We start from the raw sequence: 20777 nt of genomic DNA on the forward strand, positions 1-20777 counted from the left end.
GCCGGCCGGACACGTTGCGCCAGCTACAGTTAACGGAGAGTGCGTGACTTCTTTCACCTGGTCGGTATGCTTGCTCATCAAACAATTCCTCCTTGAGCAACACCGTTGCCCCCGGTAGTACGGGAGAAAGGAAAAACAGGGCTGTCGCCCCGGTTCTCACGATTTCTCTCAGGTGGCACAACGCCTTGCGTCGCGTCGTAGCGGACCGAAGCCCAATGCTTGCCGCACCACACACCACCCCGTGGGCAGACTTCACCCGTACGCGCGACAGTACCCAAAGGCGCGCGCTCATCCTTCGCGCTTTTGGCGGGAGCTAGAGGAAGCCCTGTTGCGGGGTCAAGGTTCTTCTCACGCGCAAGACGCTCAACAAGCTTCTCCTCGGGTCTCTGCGGTGGGTTCGCGGCGTCCTGCTCCTTCTGCCACTGGAACGTGCCATCCCACTCCGGTAGCTGCGCGGGAGGCAGCGGTACGATCTGGTCGATGTCCGGCACCTTCGGATTGAGGCCGTCGCGGTCGTCGATAAACCTGCCGATCAGTTCATAGCGGCGTGAGCGCTCTGGATCATGAGTAAGTGCCAGAAAGAAAAGCTTATTACTTGGTGGTGGTCCACTAAACCCTTCTTGAAGGGCTAGTGCGGATTGCGTATCACCAGCTTTCACACCCTTCTGAAATGCCACGACTGCTTCGGGATACAGATTGTTGGTCGAGAAGTCTATACCAAGATAATTTGCAGCTTTGCCATATCCTTGGTCAGTTGCGCACTCCATCATCTGCCGCGAAATGTCCGGCGCGCGATCCTTTGGGGAAAGCAGGTCCGCGACATGATATTGCCCTTCGGGGCTACCGAGATCTGCGGCCTTGCGGAAATAGATCCTCGCCTTCCTCTCGTCCTGCTTCACGCCGTAACCGAGTTCGAGGTAGTGGCCCATGTCGTAGTAGCCGCCCGGGATGCCCGCAGCAATCAACTGTTCGGCCAGATCAATCGTTTCCGTGGCCGCGTGCGGAGACGATGCCTGTCCGGTGGACACGAGTAGTTGGAGGTCGTGGTTAGCCTTGTAATGACCATACGCGGCGGCAATCCGATAATAGCGGGCGGCCGCATCGTAGTCTTTCGGGCCGGGTTTCTTTTCGAGGAACAGGGCATATTTGAACAGCGTATCAGCCTGCGGGTTGAGCGGCGGCAGGTGGTCCGCCTCGTGGACGCAGGTGAAGGCCAGTTTCGCACGCACGCCGCTCCATTCGGCTTGCGTGGGCATCGGATCATCCTTGTTCGAACAGGCGCTGAGCGTAAGCGCCAGGCAGATCGCAATTGATGTGCTTCGTTTCTTCATCGTTCAGTCCAACCGCAAATGGCTCGCGGCCGTCCACATTAAGCCGACGTGCGACGCAAGCGGCGTCTCATAGCTGTTCTGCTTTCCGGCGTTCCGACTGATGACGTACTCCCACGCTGCGGCCGCGCGCTTCGGGTCGTCCGACGCGCCGTCTTCAATGCTATTGATATGGATATCCCACAGGTGCCTGCGTAGCGACTGCGTCACGTCCATGCGCTCATGACAGATGTTCGGTTCGCTGTCCACCTCCATGCTGCACCGGTTGACGTTGGTCGAACCGGGTGTCCTACGCCTCGTCGCTGTAGGCAACCAGGCTCCACGTCACATCGGTATGGTGCTGGCGCATCCCAAGCAACGCGTCGAGTCCCGGTATGGCACGTGGCTGGGTTATGGTGAGGCGCGGCATGATTTCTCCCTTACCGATACGCTGTGTCGCGTCCGGACTGAAACCCGCCCATTGTTTCGCGCGCCAGACGCCATCCTGCGGGCAGAACTCGTTGGTGCGAGCCGTGGCGCCAAGCGGCAAACGGTTGTCCTTTTTGGTCGGCGGGAGAGGCAGGCCCGTCGCAGGGTCGAGGTTTTTCTCACGGGCCAGCTTTGCAACCAGCGCCTCGGCAGGCTTCTGTGGTGGCTGGGCGGCGTCCTGCTCCTTCTGCCACTGGAACGTACCATCCCACTCCGGTAGCTTCGCGGGAGGCAGCGGCACGATCTGGTCGATGTCCGGGACCTTCGGATTCAGGCCATCGTGGTCGCTGAGAAACTTCCATATCAGTCCGTAACGGCGTGAACGCTCAGGGTCTTGATTCTCCCCGATGAAGTACAGCTTATCCGATGGCTTTGCGTCGAAGCCGTATTGCAGAAATGAAGCAGACGTAGCATCACCTGCGGCCGCGCCCTTCTGAAACACATTAAGAGCCTCGGGATAGAGTTGGTCCGTCATCAGATCAATGCCCAGCTCATTCGCTGCATCACGATTACCCTGATCGACCGCACAATATCGCATCTGACGCGCAACTTCGGGGGCACGATCTTTAGGCTCCAGCAGCTTTCCGACGTAGGCCTGAGCCTCCGGACTTCCCAGGTCCGCGGCCTTGCGGAAATAAATCCGCGCCTTCCTCTCGTCCTGCTTCACGCCGTAACCGAGTTCGAGATAGTGGCCCATGTCGTAATAGCCGCCCGGGATGCCCGCAGCGATCAACTGTTCGGCCAGGTCAATCGTTTCCGTGGCCGCATGGGGCGACGATGCCTGTCCAGTGGAGACCAGCAGTTGCAGGTTGTGGTTGGCCTTGTAATGACCATACGCGGCGGCGATCCGGTAGTAGCGCGCAGCAGCATTGAAGTCCTTCGGGCCGGGTTTCTTTTCGAGGAACAGGGCATATTTGAACAGCGTATCAGCCCGCGGATCGAGCGGCGGTAGGTGGTCGGCTTCGTGGACACAGGTAAAAACCAGTTTCGCGCGCACGGCGCTCCATTCGGCTTGGGTGGGCATCGGATTATCCTTGTTCGAACAGGCGCTGAGCGCAAGCGCCAGGCAGATCGCAATTGATGTGCTTCGTTTCTTCATCGTTCAGTCCAGCCGCAAACGGCTCTTGCCCGTCCACATGAAACCGACGAGTGAAGCGATGGGCGATAGACTGCCGGACTGGTTTCGTGAATTCCGCTTGATAATGTTTTCCCAGGCCGTAGCCGCATCGCCGGGAACGTCCGACGCACCGTTCCTCTCGCCTCCCGTATGGATACTCCACAGGTGCCTGCGCAGCGGCTGCGTCACATCCATCCGTTCGTGGCAGATGTTCAGTTCGCTGTCCACTTCCATGCTGCGCCGGTTGATGTTGGCCGAGCCGTGGGTGAGGAACACGTCGTCAATAATCATGATCTTGCTGTGAACGTAAACGGGTGTCCATGTGCGGCCAGGCGGCGAGTCGGGCGCAACCAGCGAGCAGACGTGAACCTGGAGACCCGGAATCGGCTGCGGCAAAACCGCCTTGCCCGTGTTGAGGTTGTCGTCGTACTCGTGTTGCAGCTTCGCCTGCCTGGCCTGCGCTGTGTCAATCGCGCGTTGTGCGTCGGCCCGTTCCCGCAGGCTGCTCGCGTTTCGCATCTGCGTGTTCGCCGCCGTAACCTCTTTCCGGACATCCTGCAATGCGCTGCCGAGCGCGTCACTGCGCTCTTCCTTCGCGATGACCGGAATGGTGTCCGCGCGGCCAAGGCTATTGAGCATGTCATAGGTCGTTCCCGGACCCTGCCCGATACCGTCCTTGTTCGCGTTGGTCACAACAAAAAGATGAACCGGCTTTGCCGGATCACGTCCGGCGCAGATCTGCGCCTGTACCGCGCTCTTGATCTTTTCCGCAAGAGCCGGCCAGCGAAAATACTGGTTCTCGATATAGATGAATTTCGTTGCGTTATTGACCGCCTGAAGGTAAAGCGCCCTGATGTTACGCACCCCCTCCTGCGACTGCGTGCGGCTGATCTGCGCCATGACGCGTGTACCGATCCCGTCGCGCGGTTCTAACCGCGCCGCAAATCCACTACGCTTTGCGAGCAGGTCTTCCTTCGCATCACGTTGCCACGCCCAGCAGAAATTGTCGTTCAGATGTTCGAGAATCGGCCCCGCGACGATGGCCGACATGTCCTGCCGTGGCGTATCACCATTGCGCCCCTGGCCCGGCGCTTTCTTCGCGTAGCTGTGACGGTCATCGTCCCAATAGGCATCCAGCGTGTTATGTCCCATCACGAAGCCCACAGCCACTTCTGGCGCTTCATAGTCGATCAGCACCATTTTCTGGTGATGGGAGGGTTCCGCACCGTATGCGCCAATAGTCCCGGATGTTGGGCCATCGCCGCTTCCCCGCATGAGTTTTTCCCGATACATGATCTCCTCGCGGTCGTGCAGCGAGAAGTCACGCGTCACCAGTTCGATGCCGATATCCCTGAAGGACTGCGAACCGAACATCTGGTACGGATCCTGTCTGAGTGCGGTATACATCTGCGATCCGGCAGGCGCTGCACCCGAAGGTTTGCCGCCTGCCGGCAACCGGGCATTGTGATACCAGTTCCGGTCGTAGGCGATCTGATATGCATCCTCGTTCTGTGTCATGAACCGCGCACCCTCGGTCCACCCCGGCACCTCCTGTTCGCCGATCTGCGCGATCCAGGCGGAGTCGAGCCAGCACAGGATGCGAACCTTGACACCCGCTTTGGCTTTCCTGATGAGCAGATCGCCAATACGCAGCGATTTGCCACCGTCCCGTTTGAAATACATCGACGGCTGGAAACCCCAGCAGATGTAATCAATGGTACGCGTCGCCTTGTCAATGGCGTCATAGAGTGCTCCGAACGCCTCGTGGCCGTTTACAAGCGGCGTGTAGTTGGCAGCCTTTGGGCGATATTCCGTCTTCTGCACGAACCACGGCAGGGTTATCACCGCGCTCCGCGTGCACGACAGCGCGATGGGTACGGTAATCGGTGGTTGCTGGGTCATGGTCAGGCGTCCGTATCAAGCAGTTCGTCATAGTCGGCGCGGTGTTGGGCGCGATCAACCGCGCCAGCATTCGTACCGCTTTGCCCCTCGTAGAAGTGAAAGCCTCCATTGGCGAGCGCACCGTTATCCGCGTTGCCCCGATATTGATCGGCCACGGGAATCGTGTAGCTCGCGCCATTGGCAAGCTTGAGCGTGTATTGCTGAGTGGTGGGATGGTGTTCGACCTGAAGCAGACCGGTTTCGTCCATGACGCTCTGCTTGACCAGCGTACCGCCCGCGAACAGGCTGTAGGGCATGTTCGCGGGAATCGCCGCGCGAGAGGCCGGCGACCCACCCGCATAGAACGTCAATGGCGTGGTCGGCATGCCGGCGAGCGCCGGGTGGTTCAGGTCCAGCGGCATGTTCAGTGTCGCCTTACCCTGCTTCTGCACCGTGATCGTCTTGATGAACAGGTCGAACGGGCCACCGAGCGTGATGCTGCCGTCCTTCATCTGGATGAACGCGCCACCCGACTCAAGCGTCAGTTCCTTCTTCGCACAGATGCGCACCGTGCCGTTGACGCTCGACACCGTCAGATCCTGATCCGCGATCAGCGACATGGCATCGGTCTGCGCCTGAATTTCGACCGGACCTTTGGCTGCAAAAATCCTGATGCCAAGTTTCTGCGCGAACAGAGACAGCTTTTCGCCCGCCGCCACCGTAAAGCGTTTGAGCACGCTCCAGTCGACGTTCTTCCCGGCAACCGCCGAGATGTCGCCCTGCGCCGCAAACTGCACGTCCTGGGCCGCCACGAGCGCCGCCGAAGCGGGTGTGCTCATGAGCAGTCCCGGCTTCTTCAGGCCATCCAGATCCTCTTTCATCTGCTGCTGCGCATCAGTATCGGCAGGCTCGGCCTTGGCGCTGCTGGCCGATGCCGCCAACGCCTTCGCCGTCGCCAATGCGCTCTCAAGCTGGGCGATGGTCTCCTGCATGTCGAGCTGCCTGCCGGTCGCGGCCGGGCGGTCGTAGGTCGTGACCATCACCCCCTTGCCTGCGCGAAGCGCCCCCCAGCCAGCGGTCCTCAGCTCGTAGCCTTCGCCCCGGTACTCCAGCCTGCTGTTGACGAGATAGCCGAGATTCAGTTGCGACTTGCCCGAGTGTTCCGTGCTGACCTTGATGCCTTCCTGGCCTGCCCAGTCCTCCATGCGCACCTTGTTATTCGACTGCGTGCGGATCATGTTGCGCGAGAGCCATCGGCGGTCGTTCGTGACGAGGTCGCGGGCCTGGCTGTGGTGATGGAAGGCGACGATTTCGGGCTTGTCCGGGTCGCCGTCACGACAAACGATCACGGCTTCGGCATCGTCCATCGCGGGGAAGTGGAAACCGGTCTGCAACTTTCCGGCGAACGGCTTCGCCAGGCGTAGCGGTACGCTCTCGCCGCCATTGGGCCACGTTTCGAAGTCCGCATCGAAGCGAACCGTATAGTGTCCGCTTGCGGTTATGTAGGCATATTTGTAGGAGTCCGGGCTGGTGACGCGCGCTGAAAGTGTGCCGGTCACTTTGGCCCAGGTTTCCGGTTCGAGTCTGAGACGGAAACGGCGGTCGGCAGGAATCGCCTTGTAGCTATTCGCATAGGGCTTGTCGCATGCGCCGCTGTGCGTCGCCTCGACAATCATCTGGCCTTTCGGCGCATCGGGCAAGGTGGTGTCCATCTCAAGCACGCTCGCGCACTGCAAAGCCAGCACGTTGCTTTCGCCCTCATACACAACCTGCCAGGCGATGGCGGCTTCGTGCCGAAGCTGCGCCTCCCACTTCGCGCCCGCCTGGTCGAGGTGGTGCGTGCCGTAGATATACGTCTGGCCATAGGTAGTTTCGTCTTGCGGCGCGACGTTGGCTTCATCCCTGAATCGCTCCCAGGCCTGGGCCGGGTTGTAATCCGCTACGACGAACGATTGCGGCACCGTCTCGGTATGGGTTTTGATCGCCGTCACTGCCTCGACGCCGCCCGCTTCAAGTCCCGCCGCCTCGCGGTACGGCACAATCCGTTGCGGCTCGTCGTAAATGTAATGGTCTACGTCGTCTCCAAAGACCACCTGATCGCCGTATTCCGTCTCCACAATGAAGTAGTAGATTCCGGCCTTTTCCGCCAGCATGTGGATATAGGCACTGTCGCTCATCTGGTGCTGCATGCGGAACAGATGCTTGCGGTATTGCCCGCGCAACCTGAATGAAAACTGGTGCTCCCTGAGCCCATGGCTGCGCAGGATCGCCGCGATAATGTCGGGCGTGCTGGCATGCTGGAAGACTTTCCTGCGGGTCACGGCCTCCAGCCGCGCCAGATGCGACTTCAGCACGACCTCGTACTTGACATGGTCCTTCGTGGTCTGGATCGTGGAGAAGCGCGCGATGAAGCCCGAGAATTTGCGTGGCGGCCCACCGTCAGGCACGATAGAGAACTTCGCATCGAGGTTCAGGTAATCAGCGCGCGCGAGCTGCAACGGATGGGTCAGCACAATGCGCACCTCGGTGGGCTCGCCCATCTTTTCGGTCGCTTCGAACGATACGACCGAGAGCGCCGCTGCGCTGTCCGTGCCAGGTACATCGAGGAAATACGCCTGCCGTCCTGTTAGCAGGTTTGCAACCGGATCGAATTCCGCCATACACGAGTCCCTGTTTTCTTGTTGTTGTTCCGCGCTGCGCCGGCCGCTGCACACCCGGCGATCGGACTCATCTGGAAACCGCCCATGCCAGTAAGTGCCAATGCGATCTTTAGCGCGTTCTGAAAATCAAACGCGCTAATGTTCGACAAAACGGGGCCTCGGAAAGACACCCTTCCGGATAAATGTGTGGCGAACGACGAGCAACGTCCGGCATGGTAAAACGGTTTGTCATCCTAAAAAAGGGAGGAAAACCGGGGAATGAAACGAGGGGGACTCAAGCTCGGAAAAATGCTTCGGCTTCGAAGACAAAGCGGGGGGGTCATCAGCATGACCGATACGCGCCGGTGGCCCGGCTTCCTGAGTCTGTTGCCAGAACGGGTCTCAGCGCCTATAACCAGGTCGCCAAACTCAAACAGACCGGGTGCCTGCTCGACTGCCATACCTTCAGAAAAACTTGTCCACAGAAACCGTTCATAAGGCTGTGGACAACCCGTCTGAACGCGTCGCAAGTATCTGACGCATAACACTTAACGCTCTGCGTCCTCCGCGCGGGCAGAACGCTCGCTAAGCAGCGGCGGCGGGAAAAAAACCGAGATATTCAAAGGCCTCAGGACGATCGGCGTCAACCCAGGCACTGAGCGCCCCCACCGACTCAAGCGTGTTCACGGTTGCCCTGCGATTCGACACAAATCGCCAACTCGGCAACGCGCCAGACTCCGACTCAGCAGCAACTGCCTCCACGCCCTGCGCAACACCCAAACCATCCGCCTGCGCCCCAACCCGCTCAAGCGCCGCAAGCAACGCCTCACGCTTCGGCGTATGCACCACAAACCCCTCATTAGCCAACGCAGCCACATCGACACCAAGCAACGCACACAGCCTTTGCTTCGCCACCGCATCCCGAGCATCAGCCGCCCGCGATTTCTGAATCAGTTCAACCGTCGTCGCATCCACCAGTTGCCCCCCACGCATCAGCGGCGCAAGCCCAGGCGTCCACGCCTCCGGCGGACAGCCCTTGGCCGCCGGCTCCAACTGGATAAACGGATTGATTTCAGCCGGATAGATGCGGCAGACCAGCGGCCGCTCCTCATAGATACCGCAGCGCATATCAGCCTGCAGGTTCGGACACGGCCCGGCAAACGCGCCAGTCAGGATCACCACGATCCGTGTGGGCAAGCTGCCGCTCATCGCCGCAAACGAACGACGGCGCTTATGAGCCGCCTGCAGATTGTCCGCGGCGGGCTCTTCGGGCCAGGGCAAAGCCTCGCAGAGAATCTGCACTTCGTTGCCGCGCCCAAGCCAGGCGAGTGCTTCTGCGACTGTCAACGGCAAACGCAGATCGTGGCAGCACTTCCCGCACATCGTGCATTCGAAATCGATATCCATGCTCATGCTCAATCAGCGTTCCATCGCGCGTTGCGGGGCCGGCCGGCGGCAGGCTGGCCGCACTCTATCACGCGCCGGCTTCGAGCGAGTAACGCCGGCAGTGTTCAAGATAGCCCGCCTCGTGACCGCTCATCAGTTCCACAATACTCTTCCAGAGCCACGGCGGCGCGTCGATGGTTTTGCTGCGGCTGCGCCGCAGTTCACCCAGCCACGCCTTGCGCTCCGTGTCGTCCATCTGGCTCGCATGGGCCTTGCCGACAACAAGCGCGAGAAAGCGCGCCGCCTTCATCGCTTCATCGCGCGTCAGTTGTTCAATCGTAAGCTTCATGTCTTGCGGCAACAGTTCACGAATCACCACCGCGCGCTCGGCGAGACGAGCAGCGCGCATCCGGTCGCCAAGAAACGGCGCGAGATGGCGTGCGCCCTCCACCACCCGTTGCGCATTGTCACGTGGCATGCGCGCGCCGGCGTAGCGCGGCGCCGCCGCTTGCGTCGCCTCCTTGATGTCGATCAGGCAAAGATCGTCACCGTCGATCGAGGCGCCGTCGACGTCGAGCAGCACGGCATAGCGCAGGCGTCCCAATGAACTGCAGCCCTTGACCCAATAGGCTGCATCGAGCACGGTGACTTTCGCCGCTTCGTTCTCCGAACGTAACTCTGTGGCCAGACGCGCAAGCGTGCGCTTTTCGAACAGTGCCGCAATCTCGCTGCGCTCGCTTTTCGACAGCGGCCAGAAACGCTTGCCGAGTGGAATTTCCGGCTCGACATCTTCGATGCGCTCTTCGGCGAGGTGCTGCCACGAGCGACGCAGCGCTTCCCTCATGACCACCCGCACCGCCTCGGGTTTTTCGGCCTGGATGTCCGTGTGATCCGAGGCGTCGTCGAAGGCGCGTTCGTAACCGTCCGCGAGCGCTTCCATCATGCGCACGGTGATGACGCCGGACAGATCCGAGCCGCGTGCTGCCGTGGCGAGCGACAAGCCGAGCCGGATCAGATCGTGTGCCGGATTGCCGATCACCGTCTGATCCAGATCGCGAATCTGAATTTCCACACGGCCCTGCGCATTCGCCACCGGCCCGATATTGCCGGCGTGGCAATCGCCGCAGATCCACACGGCAGGGCCTTGAGGCAATGCGTCACTTTCCATGCCGTCGAGCCACTCGTAAAACTTGCTGGTGCTGCCTCGCACATAGGCGTCGGCTGAACGCGCCATTTTGGCGTTGCGGCGGGCGGCCAGCAGTTCCATTCGGGCATCGGGCTTGGGAAGCGCAGCGCGGGCGGGATTTTTCTTTGGCATTGTGGAGACGTCCAGAGGCTGTCGATCGATTTGTCAGTCGTCCACCATGCCACAGCGCGACCGCGCGAACAACCCGACGAGGTGCTCCTGTCAGGGCTGCCGCCGCACGCAGCCTTTCGGAAACATTTCGGGAACGCGGATTGCTACCCGCATTCTGGATGCACTCGTCTGGCAAGTGCCCCGATCCAGTCCGCCGAACCCGCGACGCGGCACCTGCCGGTGTGAACGCGCGCATCTATGTGACAACTGTGGAGCAGAACAATGCCACTCACGGCAGACGACCATGGCTGCCCCGGCTGGAAAGGGGAAATGGCCGAACGGATCCGCGGATTCGACTGGACGGCAACCGAACTGGGTCCCATCGACCAGTGGCAGCAAAGTCTCGTCGCTGCCGTGCAATTTGTACTTGGCTCGCCGCTGCCGATCGTGATGCTATGGGGCAAGCAGGGCTACATGGTCTACAACGATGCCTACGCGGTGTTCGCCGGCGGTCGTCATCCATACCTGCTCGGCTGTCCCGTCGAGCTGGGCTGGCCGGAAGTGGCGTCGTTCAACCGCAATGTGATGGCCACCTGTCTCGCGGGCGGCACACTGTCGTACGTGGACAAGGAACTCGTGCTGCTACGCAATGGCCAGCCCGAAGACGTATGGATGGATCTGTACTACAGCCCGGTGGCCGACGACAGCGGTGCGCCGGCGGGCGTGATCGCGGTGGTCGTGGAAACAACGGGGCGCGTGCTCACCGAACGCTCGCGGCAGCACGCCGAAACTGCGCTACGCCTGCTCACCGAGACGCTCGAGCAACGCGTCACCGACGCTGTCGCCGCGCGAGCGCTGGCCGAAGAGCAATTGCGCCAGGCTCAGAAGATGGAGGCAATCGGCAGCCTCACGGGCGGCGTCGCGCACGACTTCAACAACGTGCTGCAAGTGATCAACGGCAACCTGCAGATGCTGGCCGCCGACGCGAGCGACCATCCGGCCAGCCAGCGCCGTATCGCCGCCGCCACGCAAGCCGTCAAACGAGGCGCACAACTGGCCGCTCATCTGCTTGCCTTCGCACGCCGCCAGCCACTCTCCCCCGCAGTACTGAATCCGCGGCGGCTGCTCGACGGCATGAGCGAGATGCTGCACCGCGCGCTCGGCGAAACGATCCGGGTCGACACCGTGCTCGGCCCCGATCTGTGGAACGTGCTGGCCGATCGCAACCAGCTCGAAAACGCCCTGCTCAATCTGTCGATCAACAGCCGCGATGCCATGCATGGCGAAGGCACGCTCACGATTCGCGCCGAGAATCTCGTCGTCGCCGAGCGCGACGACCCAGGCTACGCCGATCTGACTGCTGGGGAGTACCTGGTATTTTCGATCGCCGACACCGGCATCGGCATGCCCGCCGAAGTGCTCGCGCGTGCAGTCGAACCGTTTTTCACAACCAAGCCCAATGGGCACGGCACCGGTCTGGGCCTCAGCATGGTGTTCGGCTTCGTCAAGCAAAGCGGCGGCCACACCGTGATCGACAGCGTGGTCGGCAAAGGCACCACGGTGCAGCTCTTTTTCCCGCGCTGCCGCGAACCCGAGACCGCCGAGATCGCAGAGCAGAACGAGGCGCCGGTCGGCGGGCGCGAGACGATTCTCGTGGTCGAAGACGACGCCGAGGTGCGCCTGACCGCGGTCGAAATGCTGATGCAACTCGGCTACAAGGTATTGACCGCCGCAGACGGCGACGCGGCGCTCGAATTCGTCGACAGCGACCTGCAAATCGATCTGCTCTTTACCGATGTAGTGATGCCCGGCACCGTCAAAAGCGTCGAGCTGGCGCAGCGCGCCGCGTTGCGCTCGCCTGCCATTCCAGTACTCTTCACCTCCGGCTACACGCGCGACGAAATCTTTCACCACGGCAAGCTCGACGCCGGCGTGACGCTGCTGAGCAAGCCGTACCGACGCGACGACCTTGCCAGCAAGGTGCGCGGCGTGCTGAATGCGCACCGCGCGAAGCTTGCAAATGCCGTGACAGACACACCGTATGCTGTGGCGTCGCCCTGTGTACTACTGGTCGAAGACGATCTGCCTTCGCGTGAAGCGATGGGTGAGCTGCTCGAATCGTTCGGACTGCAATACACTGCGGTCGCCAATGCCGAAGAAGCCCTCAAGCTTGCATCGACGCAACGATACGATATCCTGTTGAGCGACATCAGCCTGCCGGGACTATCCGGGGACACGCTGGCGCGAGCGCTGCGAAGCGCGCAGCCGGACCTGCGGATTCTGCTAATGTCGGGCTACGGCGAAAGTGCTGAAATCGGTCAGGCGATACCCGGCGCACGAATGCTCGCCAAGCCCGTAGATATCGAACTGTTGCGGCATGAACTGGCTGCGTGCACCGCGCACGCCGAGCCGGCAGCGTAGGAAGACTGCGCTCCTGCGCGGCGCAGCAAATCAAAGCGAAGCAACCGGGGCGGCCCGGGCAAAGCACTCAAAGCGACAGAATGGAGACCATGAACATCCAATGCGGCACCGCCGGCTGGACCGACAAAACACTGATCGCCTGCAAGCGTTTCTATCCGCGCGGCTGCAGTACGGCCGAAGCGCGGCTGCGTTTTTACGCAAGCCAGTTTCCCCTCGTCGAAGTCGACTCCGCGTACTACGGGATGCCGTCGGCGTCCAATTCGCAGCTGTGGGCCGAACGCACCCCCGACGGCTTTACCTTCAACTTCAAGGCTTTCCGTATCTTCACGGGACACCAGACCTCGCCCGACGTGCTGCCGAAGGACATCGCGATGGCCTTGAGCACACCCGCCCTAAGCGCGCGCAAGAAAAATCTTTACTACCGCGATTTACCGCCGGAGATTCGCGACGAGCTGTGGCGGCGCTACCTCGAAGCGCTAGAACCGTTACGGCAAACACAACGGCTCGGCGCGGTGCTGTTCCAGTTTGCGCCATGGATCACGAGCGCGCCGCAGGACGTCGCCCACGTCGACGAATGCGCCGCTCGCATGGCCGGTTATACGATGGCGGTCGAGTTTCGCAACCAGTCCTGGCTGGACGAAAACCACGCGCCCAACACGCTCGCGTTTCTACGTGAGCGGGCCCTCGTGCACGTGATCGTCGATGCGCCCCCGGATGTGAAAAACCGCGTGCATACCGTGTGGGACGTCACGAATCCGCAACTTGCGATGGTACGTATGCATGGCCGCAACACAGAGAGCTGGAGCCCCGGCGCCGGCGCGTCGGCGTCGGACCGTTTCAACTACGACTACAACGACGCCGAGCTGGGCGAGCTGGCCGCTTCGATTCGGGCGATTTCCACGCGGGCGGCGAAAACCCACGTGATTTTCAATAACTGCTTCGAAGACCAAGGGCAGCGCAACGCGCTGACCATGACCGCGATACTCGTCGATGCATAGAAAAATGTCGAAAGGCGGCACCCGCACAAGCCCCAGCGCTGTTTCGCCCGTCACGTATAAAGTTTTTGCGCCCAGCGGCCGATAACGACAATAGGACCGGACTCCTCGTCCGGACGTCAAATCTGCTGGAGCCCCCTCCTCGTCATGTTTTCCCGACTCTCGATCAAACTCCGTATCTGGGTGACGGTGGGATGCCTCGTCGTACTTTTGCTGCTCCTCGGCCTGGTGGGCCAATTCAGCACCGGATCCGGCCAGACCGCCTTGCGTGAGACCTACTCCGTGCAACTTGCCTCCGCGGTGGCGATGGGCGACAGCAAATACAATCTCGCCATTGCCCGCGTGACCATGGACCGCGCGATCCTGCACCCCGAATCACCCGATCTGCCGACGCTGATCGGCAAGACGCACGGCTATCTCAACACCTCGAAGCAGGCGCTCGCCCGCTACCTCGCCCAGCCGCACGACGCCGATGAGCAACGCCTCGCCGATGTCGTCTCAAGCAACTTCGACAAGCTGCTCAACGAAGCGATCGAACCGGCATTGCAGGCACTGCAGCACGGCGATGCAAAGAGCGCCGACAAGATCGTGATGACGACGATGCCGGTCCTCTCGCTCGCACTGACCAAAAGCACCGATCAGTTGAACGCTTACCTGCTCAAACGCGGCGCCGACAACTACGACGGCTTTCAGCAGACGCTCAAAACCATGAGCATAGTGTCGGCCGCGCTGATGCTGCTGGGTATCGCCATCGCCGCACTGTGCGCGATGGGCTTGCAAAAAGCGATTTCGCGGCCGCTTGCGAACGCATTGCGGGCCTGCTCGGCCATCTCGAAGGGGGATCTTACCGACCCGATTGAAGTGGGCGGACACGATGAAATGGGCAAACTGATTGGCGCACTCTCGGCGATGCGCGACGGCCTGTCAGGCACCGTCTCGTCGGTACGTGACGGCAGCGCGACCATGGCGACCGCCACCCAGGAAATTGCCGCCGGCAATGCAGACCTGTCGCGGCGCACCGAATCGCAAGCTGCGGCCCTCCAGCAGACCGCCGCCAGCATGGAGCAACTGACGGCAACCGTGCGGCAGAACAACGCCAACGCGAGCCATGCGAGCCAGCTCGCGAAAGAGGCCTCCGAGATCGCAGCAAACGGCGGCGGTGTGATGGACCGCGTCGTGGGCACGATGGCCGATATCAACGAGCAATCGGAAAAGATGTCGGCAATCATCGGCGCCATCGAAAGCATTGCATTCCAGACCAACATCCTTGCCTTGAACGCCGCAGTCGAAGCCGCGCGCGCCGGCGAAGAAGGCCGGGGCTTTGCCGTGGTCGCGGGCGAAGTGCGCACCCTGGCGCAACGTTCGGCCGCGGCAGCCAAGGAGATCAAGGGATTGATCCAGACCGCGGCGAGCCGCGTCGGCGATGGCACGGGTCTGGTCCAGACCGCAGGCAACACGATGGCGCAGATCGTGGAATCGATCCGGCGTGTCAGCGAGATCATGACCGAAGTCGCCGCGGCATCCGGCGAGCAGAGCGATGGCATCGAACAGGTAAACCGGGCCGTGGCGCAAATGGACGAGGTCACGCAGCAAAATGCGGCACTCGTCGAACAGACGACGGCCGCGGCGCTGTCGCTCGACGAACAGGCGAAGGCCTTGCAACTCGCGGTATCGCGGTTCAGGGTTTAACGGAAGTCTTGCCGCGCCCAGGCGCTCGCCTGCGCCATGTAGAATCGCTGGAAGGACAAGGCGCCTGCCCCCGGGTCGCCTTGTCCACCGGAAGCAAAACTCAAGCTCCAGCGACCGCGTTTCTGCCCGACCTCCCCTTCCGGGGCTACGTCAGCCCTGCCTGGTCGCATCCTCCCAAAACACTCAACGCCCTGATCGATGCCGAATCAAACCCTGCTCCAACTTCTCAACGCGCGTGTACAGGATGCCCTCGCGGCCGCAGGCTGCGCGGATTCCAGTGCCAACGTCCAACCTGCCGGCCGTCCCGAGCATGGGGACTATCAGGCGAACGGGATCATGGCGGCAGCGAAATCGCGCAAACTCAATCCGCGCCAGTTGGCCCAGACGGTGGTGGAGCACCTTGATCTCGACGGCATTGTCAGCCATGTCGAGATCGCCGGACCCGGCTTTATCAACATGACGATCGCACCGGAGTATCTCGCGCGCTGGGTGACGCAGGCGCTAAACGACAACGGTGGCCTCGCAGTGCCGCGCATGACCGGGAACGCCGTGCGATGTGTCGTGATCGACTACTCGTCGCCGAATCTCGCCAAGGAAATGCACGTGGGCCATCTGCGCTCTACCGTGATCGGCGACGCGTTGGCGCGGGTTTTGCGTTTCGTCGGTCACAAGGTGGTCGCGCAGAATCACGTCGGCGATTGGGGCACGCAATTCGGCATGCTAACCGCATCCATGGACGAAGCCGGCACAGATGACGCTTCGAACGTCGCCCTTGCCGATCTCGAAGTGTTCTATCGGAATGCGAAGAAACGCTTCGACGAAGATCCGGCATTCGCCAATCGGGCGCGCGACTACGTGGTCAAACTGCAAGGCGGCGACCCGCGCGTGCTCGAACTTTGGAAGCGCTTTCTCGATGTTTCGATGACTCATTGCGAGGAGATTTATCGTCAGCTGAACGTGGGCCTGACACGGGCCGATGTTCACGGCGAAAGCGCCTATAACGACGACTTACCGGTGGTCGTCGCCGACCTCCAGGCCAAGGGCCTCGCCGTCACGAGCGACGGTGCGCAGGTGGTCTTTCTCAGCGAATTCAGCGGCAAGGACGGCGAGCCCGCGGCCTATATCGTGCAAAAACAGGACGGCGGCTATCTCTACTCCACCACCGATCTCGCCGCGACCCGCTATCGCGTCGGCACGCTAAAGGCGGACCGTGCGCTCTACGTGGTCGACGCCCGGCAGAAGCTGCATTTCCAGCAGGTGTTTTCCGTGGCGCGCCAGGCCGGTTACGTACCGCCCGAGGTCCAGCTGGAACACGTTGGATTCGGCGTGGTGCTCGGCGACGACGGCAAGCCGTTCAAAACGCGCAGCGGCGACACGGTCAAACTCGCGGAGCTGCTGGCGGAAGCGACACAACGGGCCTTCAATCTGGTCAGCGAAAAAAGTCCCGAGTTGCCGGAAGCCGACCGGCGTGCGATTGCGCAGGTCGTCGGCATTGGCGCCATCAAGTACTTCGACCTGGCCAGGAACCGCAGCACGGATTACGTTTTCGATTGGGCCAGCATGCTGTCCTTCGAAGGCAACACTGCGCCGTACCTTCAATATGCCTACACGCGTGTCCAGAGCGTGTTGCGCCGCGCAAATGCATCGGACGTGGACGCCACCGTGAGCCTCGTGGAACCGGCCGAGCGGCAACTTGCGCTGCAGCTGGCGCGCTTTTCCGATGCCGTGCTGGCCGTGGCGCAAGACGCGTTGCCGAATTATCTGTGCGCCTACCTGTACGATCTGGCTGCAGTCCTGATGCGCTTTTACGAAGCGTGCCCGGTGCTCAGCGCAACCGGCGAGACACGAACCAGCCGTCTGCAGTTATGCCGTTTGACTGCCGACACGCTGCGCACAGGCCTCGGGCTACTCGGGATCGATGTGCTTGAGGCGATGTGAAAAAGCCAACTCGCGGAGCGGCACGCCACCGGCACACTCCGGCAGCGGGCCGCAACGGTCCGCACAATTACAAATCGTAATTTCACAGATCGAGCGCTCGGGCGCTGCTCGGGGTCGGCGTGCGCCGCGCGCTCGACGGCGCTTCAGAACGATTCAGTCACGCCTCGGGCGTCAGCACTTCCGACCGGCTAAGGGCACTCGCCTGGCGACGGCGGGCAAGTCGGCCATGATTAGACGAAGCACTCTAGATGCCCCGGCTGGGCATGCAGACCGGCACAGCAAACAAATCGGCGAGAAAACAACAAGATTTATTTGTATCAAACTAATTTTGACTAGGCGATTGTGTCTTGGTAGTGTTTTGCAACCGTTCGTAAGACATGTGTCAACACAGCCCGTCGACCGGTAAAAATGGCCTTGGCAACACCTTGCGAATGCAAGCAACAGGCCCGCTTTGAGTTCTCGACAAGTGAGATGTGAAACGCATTAACCAGCGATCATGTAAAGCATTTAGTAAGGAATGCATAAGGTTAATGTGTGCTTGATTTAAAGGTGTCAGCAGCAGGAAATCAGAGGAGCTGACCGACACCCGCCTGGCAAGACAAAAACGCTGCGCAATCCGGCAATAGAACATTAGTGCTACTAAATACAAAGTAGCCCCCCACCGGTTTGGCCGTGCCTCGTGCATGGCAAATCGTGGTGCGTGACGACACACGTGGGGCGGCTTGTGACGGAATACGGCGAATCTTTGCCGTGCAGAGGGTGGAGAGGTCCAAAAGGCCTCTCTTCGCACAACAGCGTCTGGCCTTACTGACAAGTGTGAGGGGAATGATGAAACAAAGGGCATTAGCAATCGCCATCAGAAGAATAATCTGGGCTGAGCTGGCATTCTCAGCCGCGATCGCCGTTCCGGCGCTTGCGCAAAGCCAGCCGGCTGCGACGGGGGCAACACCCGCAACACCTATAACAACAGCACAAAACGATGCGACGCCGGGCACGACGCCAGCGCCAACTCCGGCACCCAGCGGCACATCAGGCACCACCGGCACGGGCAGCGGCCAGGTGAAGCAGTTGCAAACCTTCCAGGTGACCGGTTCGCTGATCCGCAGTTCGGACAAGGTCGGTTTCAACCAGGTTCAGACGGTTACCCAGAAAGACATCCAGGACAGCGGGGCGACGACCGTTTCCGACTTCCTGCGGCAGACGTCGGCGAACTCAGCCGATAGCTGGAGCGAAGGCCAAACCTCGAATTTCGCTGCGGGCGCCGCCGGTATTGCCCTGCGTGGTCTCAGCGAAAAATACACCCTCGTCCTGCTCGACGGCCAGCGTGTCGCGCCGTTTGCGTTCTTTTCGAACAGCGTCGACTCGTTCTTCGACCTGAACTCGCTTCCGCTGAACGACATCGACCGCATCGAAATCGTGAAGACCGGGGCCGTTTCGCAATACGGCTCGGACGCCGTCGCCGGCGTGGTCAACATCATCACGAAGCACGACTTTCAGGGCCTGCAACTCGACGGCAGCCTGGGCACTTCGGTGAGCAACAGCGCGGGCAATGGTACGTACAAGTTTGGCGTGCTGGCTGGCTTTGGCGATCTGAATTCGGACCGCTTCAACGTCACCGTAGCGGCGAGCGCTTACAAGGACAACGGTTCCACGCTGGCCGACCGCGACTCGACGCGTAACCAGGACTTCACCGGTCAGCCGGGCGGTTATTCGTTGCTCGCGCCGTCATACTGGAACATGGCCGATGGCAGCGCGCAGGCTGTGGGCGGATGCCTCGGCGGCGGCACAACCCATCCGGCGTCCACCAACTCGCTGAGCGCGGGCTCGGCAGGAACGGTTTGCAGTTTCAACACGGCGAACGACACGTCCATCGCGCCGATGATGGAGCGCTACAACGCCAAGATTCACGCTGACTTCAAGATCAACGACACCACGACGGCGTACGCGGACTTGCTGGAAAGCTACAACCAGACCACGCAGAATGACGGTGTGCCGGTTGTCGGGAATCCGCAGGCCCCTACGCTGATCTGGAATCCGGCGACGAAGCTGCTCACGCCATTCAACTTCACGGTGCCGGCGAGCAACCCCTATAACCCGTTTGGAGTGGACACGCCGCTTACGTATGCTTTCCCGAGGGCTGTAGCGGAAACAACGGATGCCAACTATTACCGCGCATCGACAGGCATCAAGGGTTCGTTCAGCCTGCCGTACGGTGACTGGGACTGGGCAACGTCGATCAGCCATTCGCAAAGCACGGTGTCGAACACGTACAGCAACCAGTTGAACGCGAGCGCGCTGGCCAACATCTACCAGAACGGCGTGTTCAACTTCGGCAATCCCGCGTCAACGCCGAACGGACTGAACGGTCTGTTCCAGAACGCGAACAATCTGGGTATCTCGAAGCTCGATACGGTTGACGCGACGATTTCGACGCCAAACCTGTTCCATTTGCCTGCCGGCGACGTGGGTGTGGGTTTCGGCGCGCAGTTTACGCACCAGAGCGAAACCCTCACGCCGGGTTACGAGTATGAGCAGGGCATCGTCACCAGTCCGGACCTCCAGACGGTGGATGGCCAGCGTAACGTGGCGGCCGTGTACTACCAGATCGACATTCCGATCGTGAAGAACCTGACGTTCAGCCAGTCGGGACGTTACGACCACTACAGCGATGTCGGCGGCGCGTTCTCGCCACGCTTTGCCTTGCGTTATCAACCGGTGCAGGCACTGACGATGTATACGTCGTACAGCCGCGGCTTCCGTGCACCGACGTTCGTTGAGAACAGCGCATCGCAAACGCTGGGGCTTCAGGTGAATCAGGCGACCGGCCAGAACTACACCTCGATTACAGAGGGCAATCCGAATCTGGCGCCTGAGCATACGAAGAACTTCAACATCGGCTTCGAACTGTCGCCAACGCGGACCACCGACGTCGGCCTCGACTGGTACAAGATCCGCGTCGACAACGTGATCGGCCAGGGTGCGCCTTCGCAGGTTGTTACCGACGCCAACGGCAACCTCCTGTACGAAGTCATCCCCTATCAGAACCTGGGCTACCTCGACACGAACGGCTTTGAAGGCACGCTGCGTCAGGCGCTGCCGACGAAGGTCGGTACCTTCACTCTCGCGGCTGACTGGGCTTACGTGAACAGCTTCAAGCTCGGCACCCCAGGTCAGGCGCCGATCAATGGTGCAGGCAACAACTACACCATCACGCAACCGTTCGGCGGCAGCTTCCCGCGCTGGAAGGGCAACACCTCGATCGACTGGAATTACCAGAAGTGGGACGCTCAGTTGACGTGGGAGTTTACGGGCCCGTACGCGCAGAATCTCTTGCCGGCTCCCGCTCCGGGCAAGGTTGGCTCGTATAGCCAGTTCAACCTGATGGTGCAGTACACGGGCTTCAAGCACTGGACGCTCTACGGCGGCGTCGACAACATCTTCAACCGCACGCCTCCGTACGATCCGATCTTTGCGAACGGCACGCTGGACCAGAGCGGTTACGACACGTCGATTTATAACTACCTGGGCGTATTCGCGCAGATCGGCGCAACGTACAAGTTCTAAGGACGTAGCGCGACTAGTAGTAGCTCTTCAGACCGCTCCGGCTCTCCTTGCGAG

General features: G+C 61.0%; 12 protein-coding genes. 5 read left to right on the forward strand and 7 right to left on the reverse strand.

Features of this window, described 5'->3' with window-relative positions; translation table 11 throughout:
- Window positions 1-77: 77 nt before the first annotated feature.
- The 7 genes from P3T24_RS23540 to P3T24_RS23570 form a co-directional block, all read right to left on the reverse strand.
- Window positions 78-1331, reverse strand: a complete 1254-nt coding sequence (locus P3T24_RS23540; protein WP_429438322.1) for an SEL1-like repeat protein — start codon at window positions 1329-1331, stop codon at window positions 78-80.
- A 3-nt stretch (window positions 1332-1334) separates the two neighbouring features.
- Window positions 1335-1544 carry a hypothetical protein gene (locus P3T24_RS23545; RefSeq protein WP_429438325.1) on the reverse strand — a complete coding sequence of 70 codons (210 nt, stop codon included), beginning with the start codon at window positions 1542-1544 and terminating at the stop codon, window positions 1335-1337.
- 73 nt (window positions 1545-1617) lie between these two features.
- On the reverse strand, window positions 1618-2820 hold the full coding sequence (locus tag P3T24_RS23550; protein ID WP_429438824.1) for an SEL1-like repeat protein: 1203 nt from the start codon (window positions 2818-2820) through the stop codon (window positions 1618-1620).
- A gap of 78 nt (window positions 2821-2898) precedes the next feature.
- Window positions 2899-4815, reverse strand: coding sequence for a phospholipase D-like domain-containing protein (locus tag P3T24_RS23555; protein WP_429438327.1), 1917 nt, complete (start codon window positions 4813-4815; stop codon window positions 2899-2901).
- 2 nt (window positions 4816-4817) lie between these two features.
- A complete protein-coding gene (locus P3T24_RS23560) occupies window positions 4818-7454 on the reverse strand; it encodes a type VI secretion system Vgr family protein (protein ID WP_429438330.1) in 2637 nt (878 codons plus the stop codon).
- A 564-nt stretch (window positions 7455-8018) separates the two neighbouring features.
- Window positions 8019-8840 (reverse strand): YkgJ family cysteine cluster protein, encoded by an 822-nt coding sequence (locus tag P3T24_RS23565; protein ID WP_429438334.1) that lies wholly within the window; start codon window positions 8838-8840, stop codon window positions 8019-8021.
- Between the two features lie 67 nt (window positions 8841-8907).
- Window positions 8908-10137, reverse strand: coding sequence for a DUF2252 domain-containing protein (locus P3T24_RS23570; RefSeq protein WP_429409677.1), 1230 nt, complete (start codon window positions 10135-10137; stop codon window positions 8908-8910).
- 261 nt (window positions 10138-10398) lie between these two features.
- Between P3T24_RS23570 and P3T24_RS23575 the strand changes: the two genes are divergently transcribed.
- The 5 genes from P3T24_RS23575 to P3T24_RS23595 all read left to right on the forward strand — a co-directional run bounded on the left by P3T24_RS23575 (window position 10399) and on the right by P3T24_RS23595 (window position 20723).
- On the forward strand, window positions 10399-12537 hold the full coding sequence (locus P3T24_RS23575) for a response regulator (RefSeq protein ID WP_429438337.1): 2139 nt from the start codon (window positions 10399-10401) through the stop codon (window positions 12535-12537).
- Between the two features lie 89 nt (window positions 12538-12626).
- Window positions 12627-13535 carry a DUF72 domain-containing protein gene (locus tag P3T24_RS23580; protein ID WP_429438339.1) on the forward strand — a complete coding sequence of 303 codons (909 nt, stop codon included), beginning with the start codon at window positions 12627-12629 and terminating at the stop codon, window positions 13533-13535.
- A 144-nt stretch (window positions 13536-13679) separates the two neighbouring features.
- Window positions 13680-15221, forward strand: coding sequence for a methyl-accepting chemotaxis protein (locus P3T24_RS23585; RefSeq protein WP_429438342.1), 1542 nt, complete (start codon window positions 13680-13682; stop codon window positions 15219-15221).
- Window positions 15222-15419: 198 nt separating this feature from the next.
- Window positions 15420-17159 (forward strand): arginine--tRNA ligase, encoded by a 1740-nt coding sequence (argS, locus tag P3T24_RS23590; protein WP_429438345.1) that lies wholly within the window; start codon window positions 15420-15422, stop codon window positions 17157-17159.
- Between the two features lie 828 nt (window positions 17160-17987).
- Window positions 17988-20723: a TonB-dependent receptor gene (locus tag P3T24_RS23595; protein WP_429438827.1), complete on the forward strand. Its 2736-nt coding sequence runs from the start codon at window positions 17988-17990 to the stop codon at window positions 20721-20723.
- Window positions 20724-20777 lie beyond the last annotated feature (54 nt).

The sequence above is a fragment of the Paraburkholderia sp. GAS33 genome, assembly GCF_050436645.1.
Lineage (GTDB): Bacteria > Pseudomonadota > Gammaproteobacteria > Burkholderiales > Burkholderiaceae > Paraburkholderia > Paraburkholderia phenazinium_B.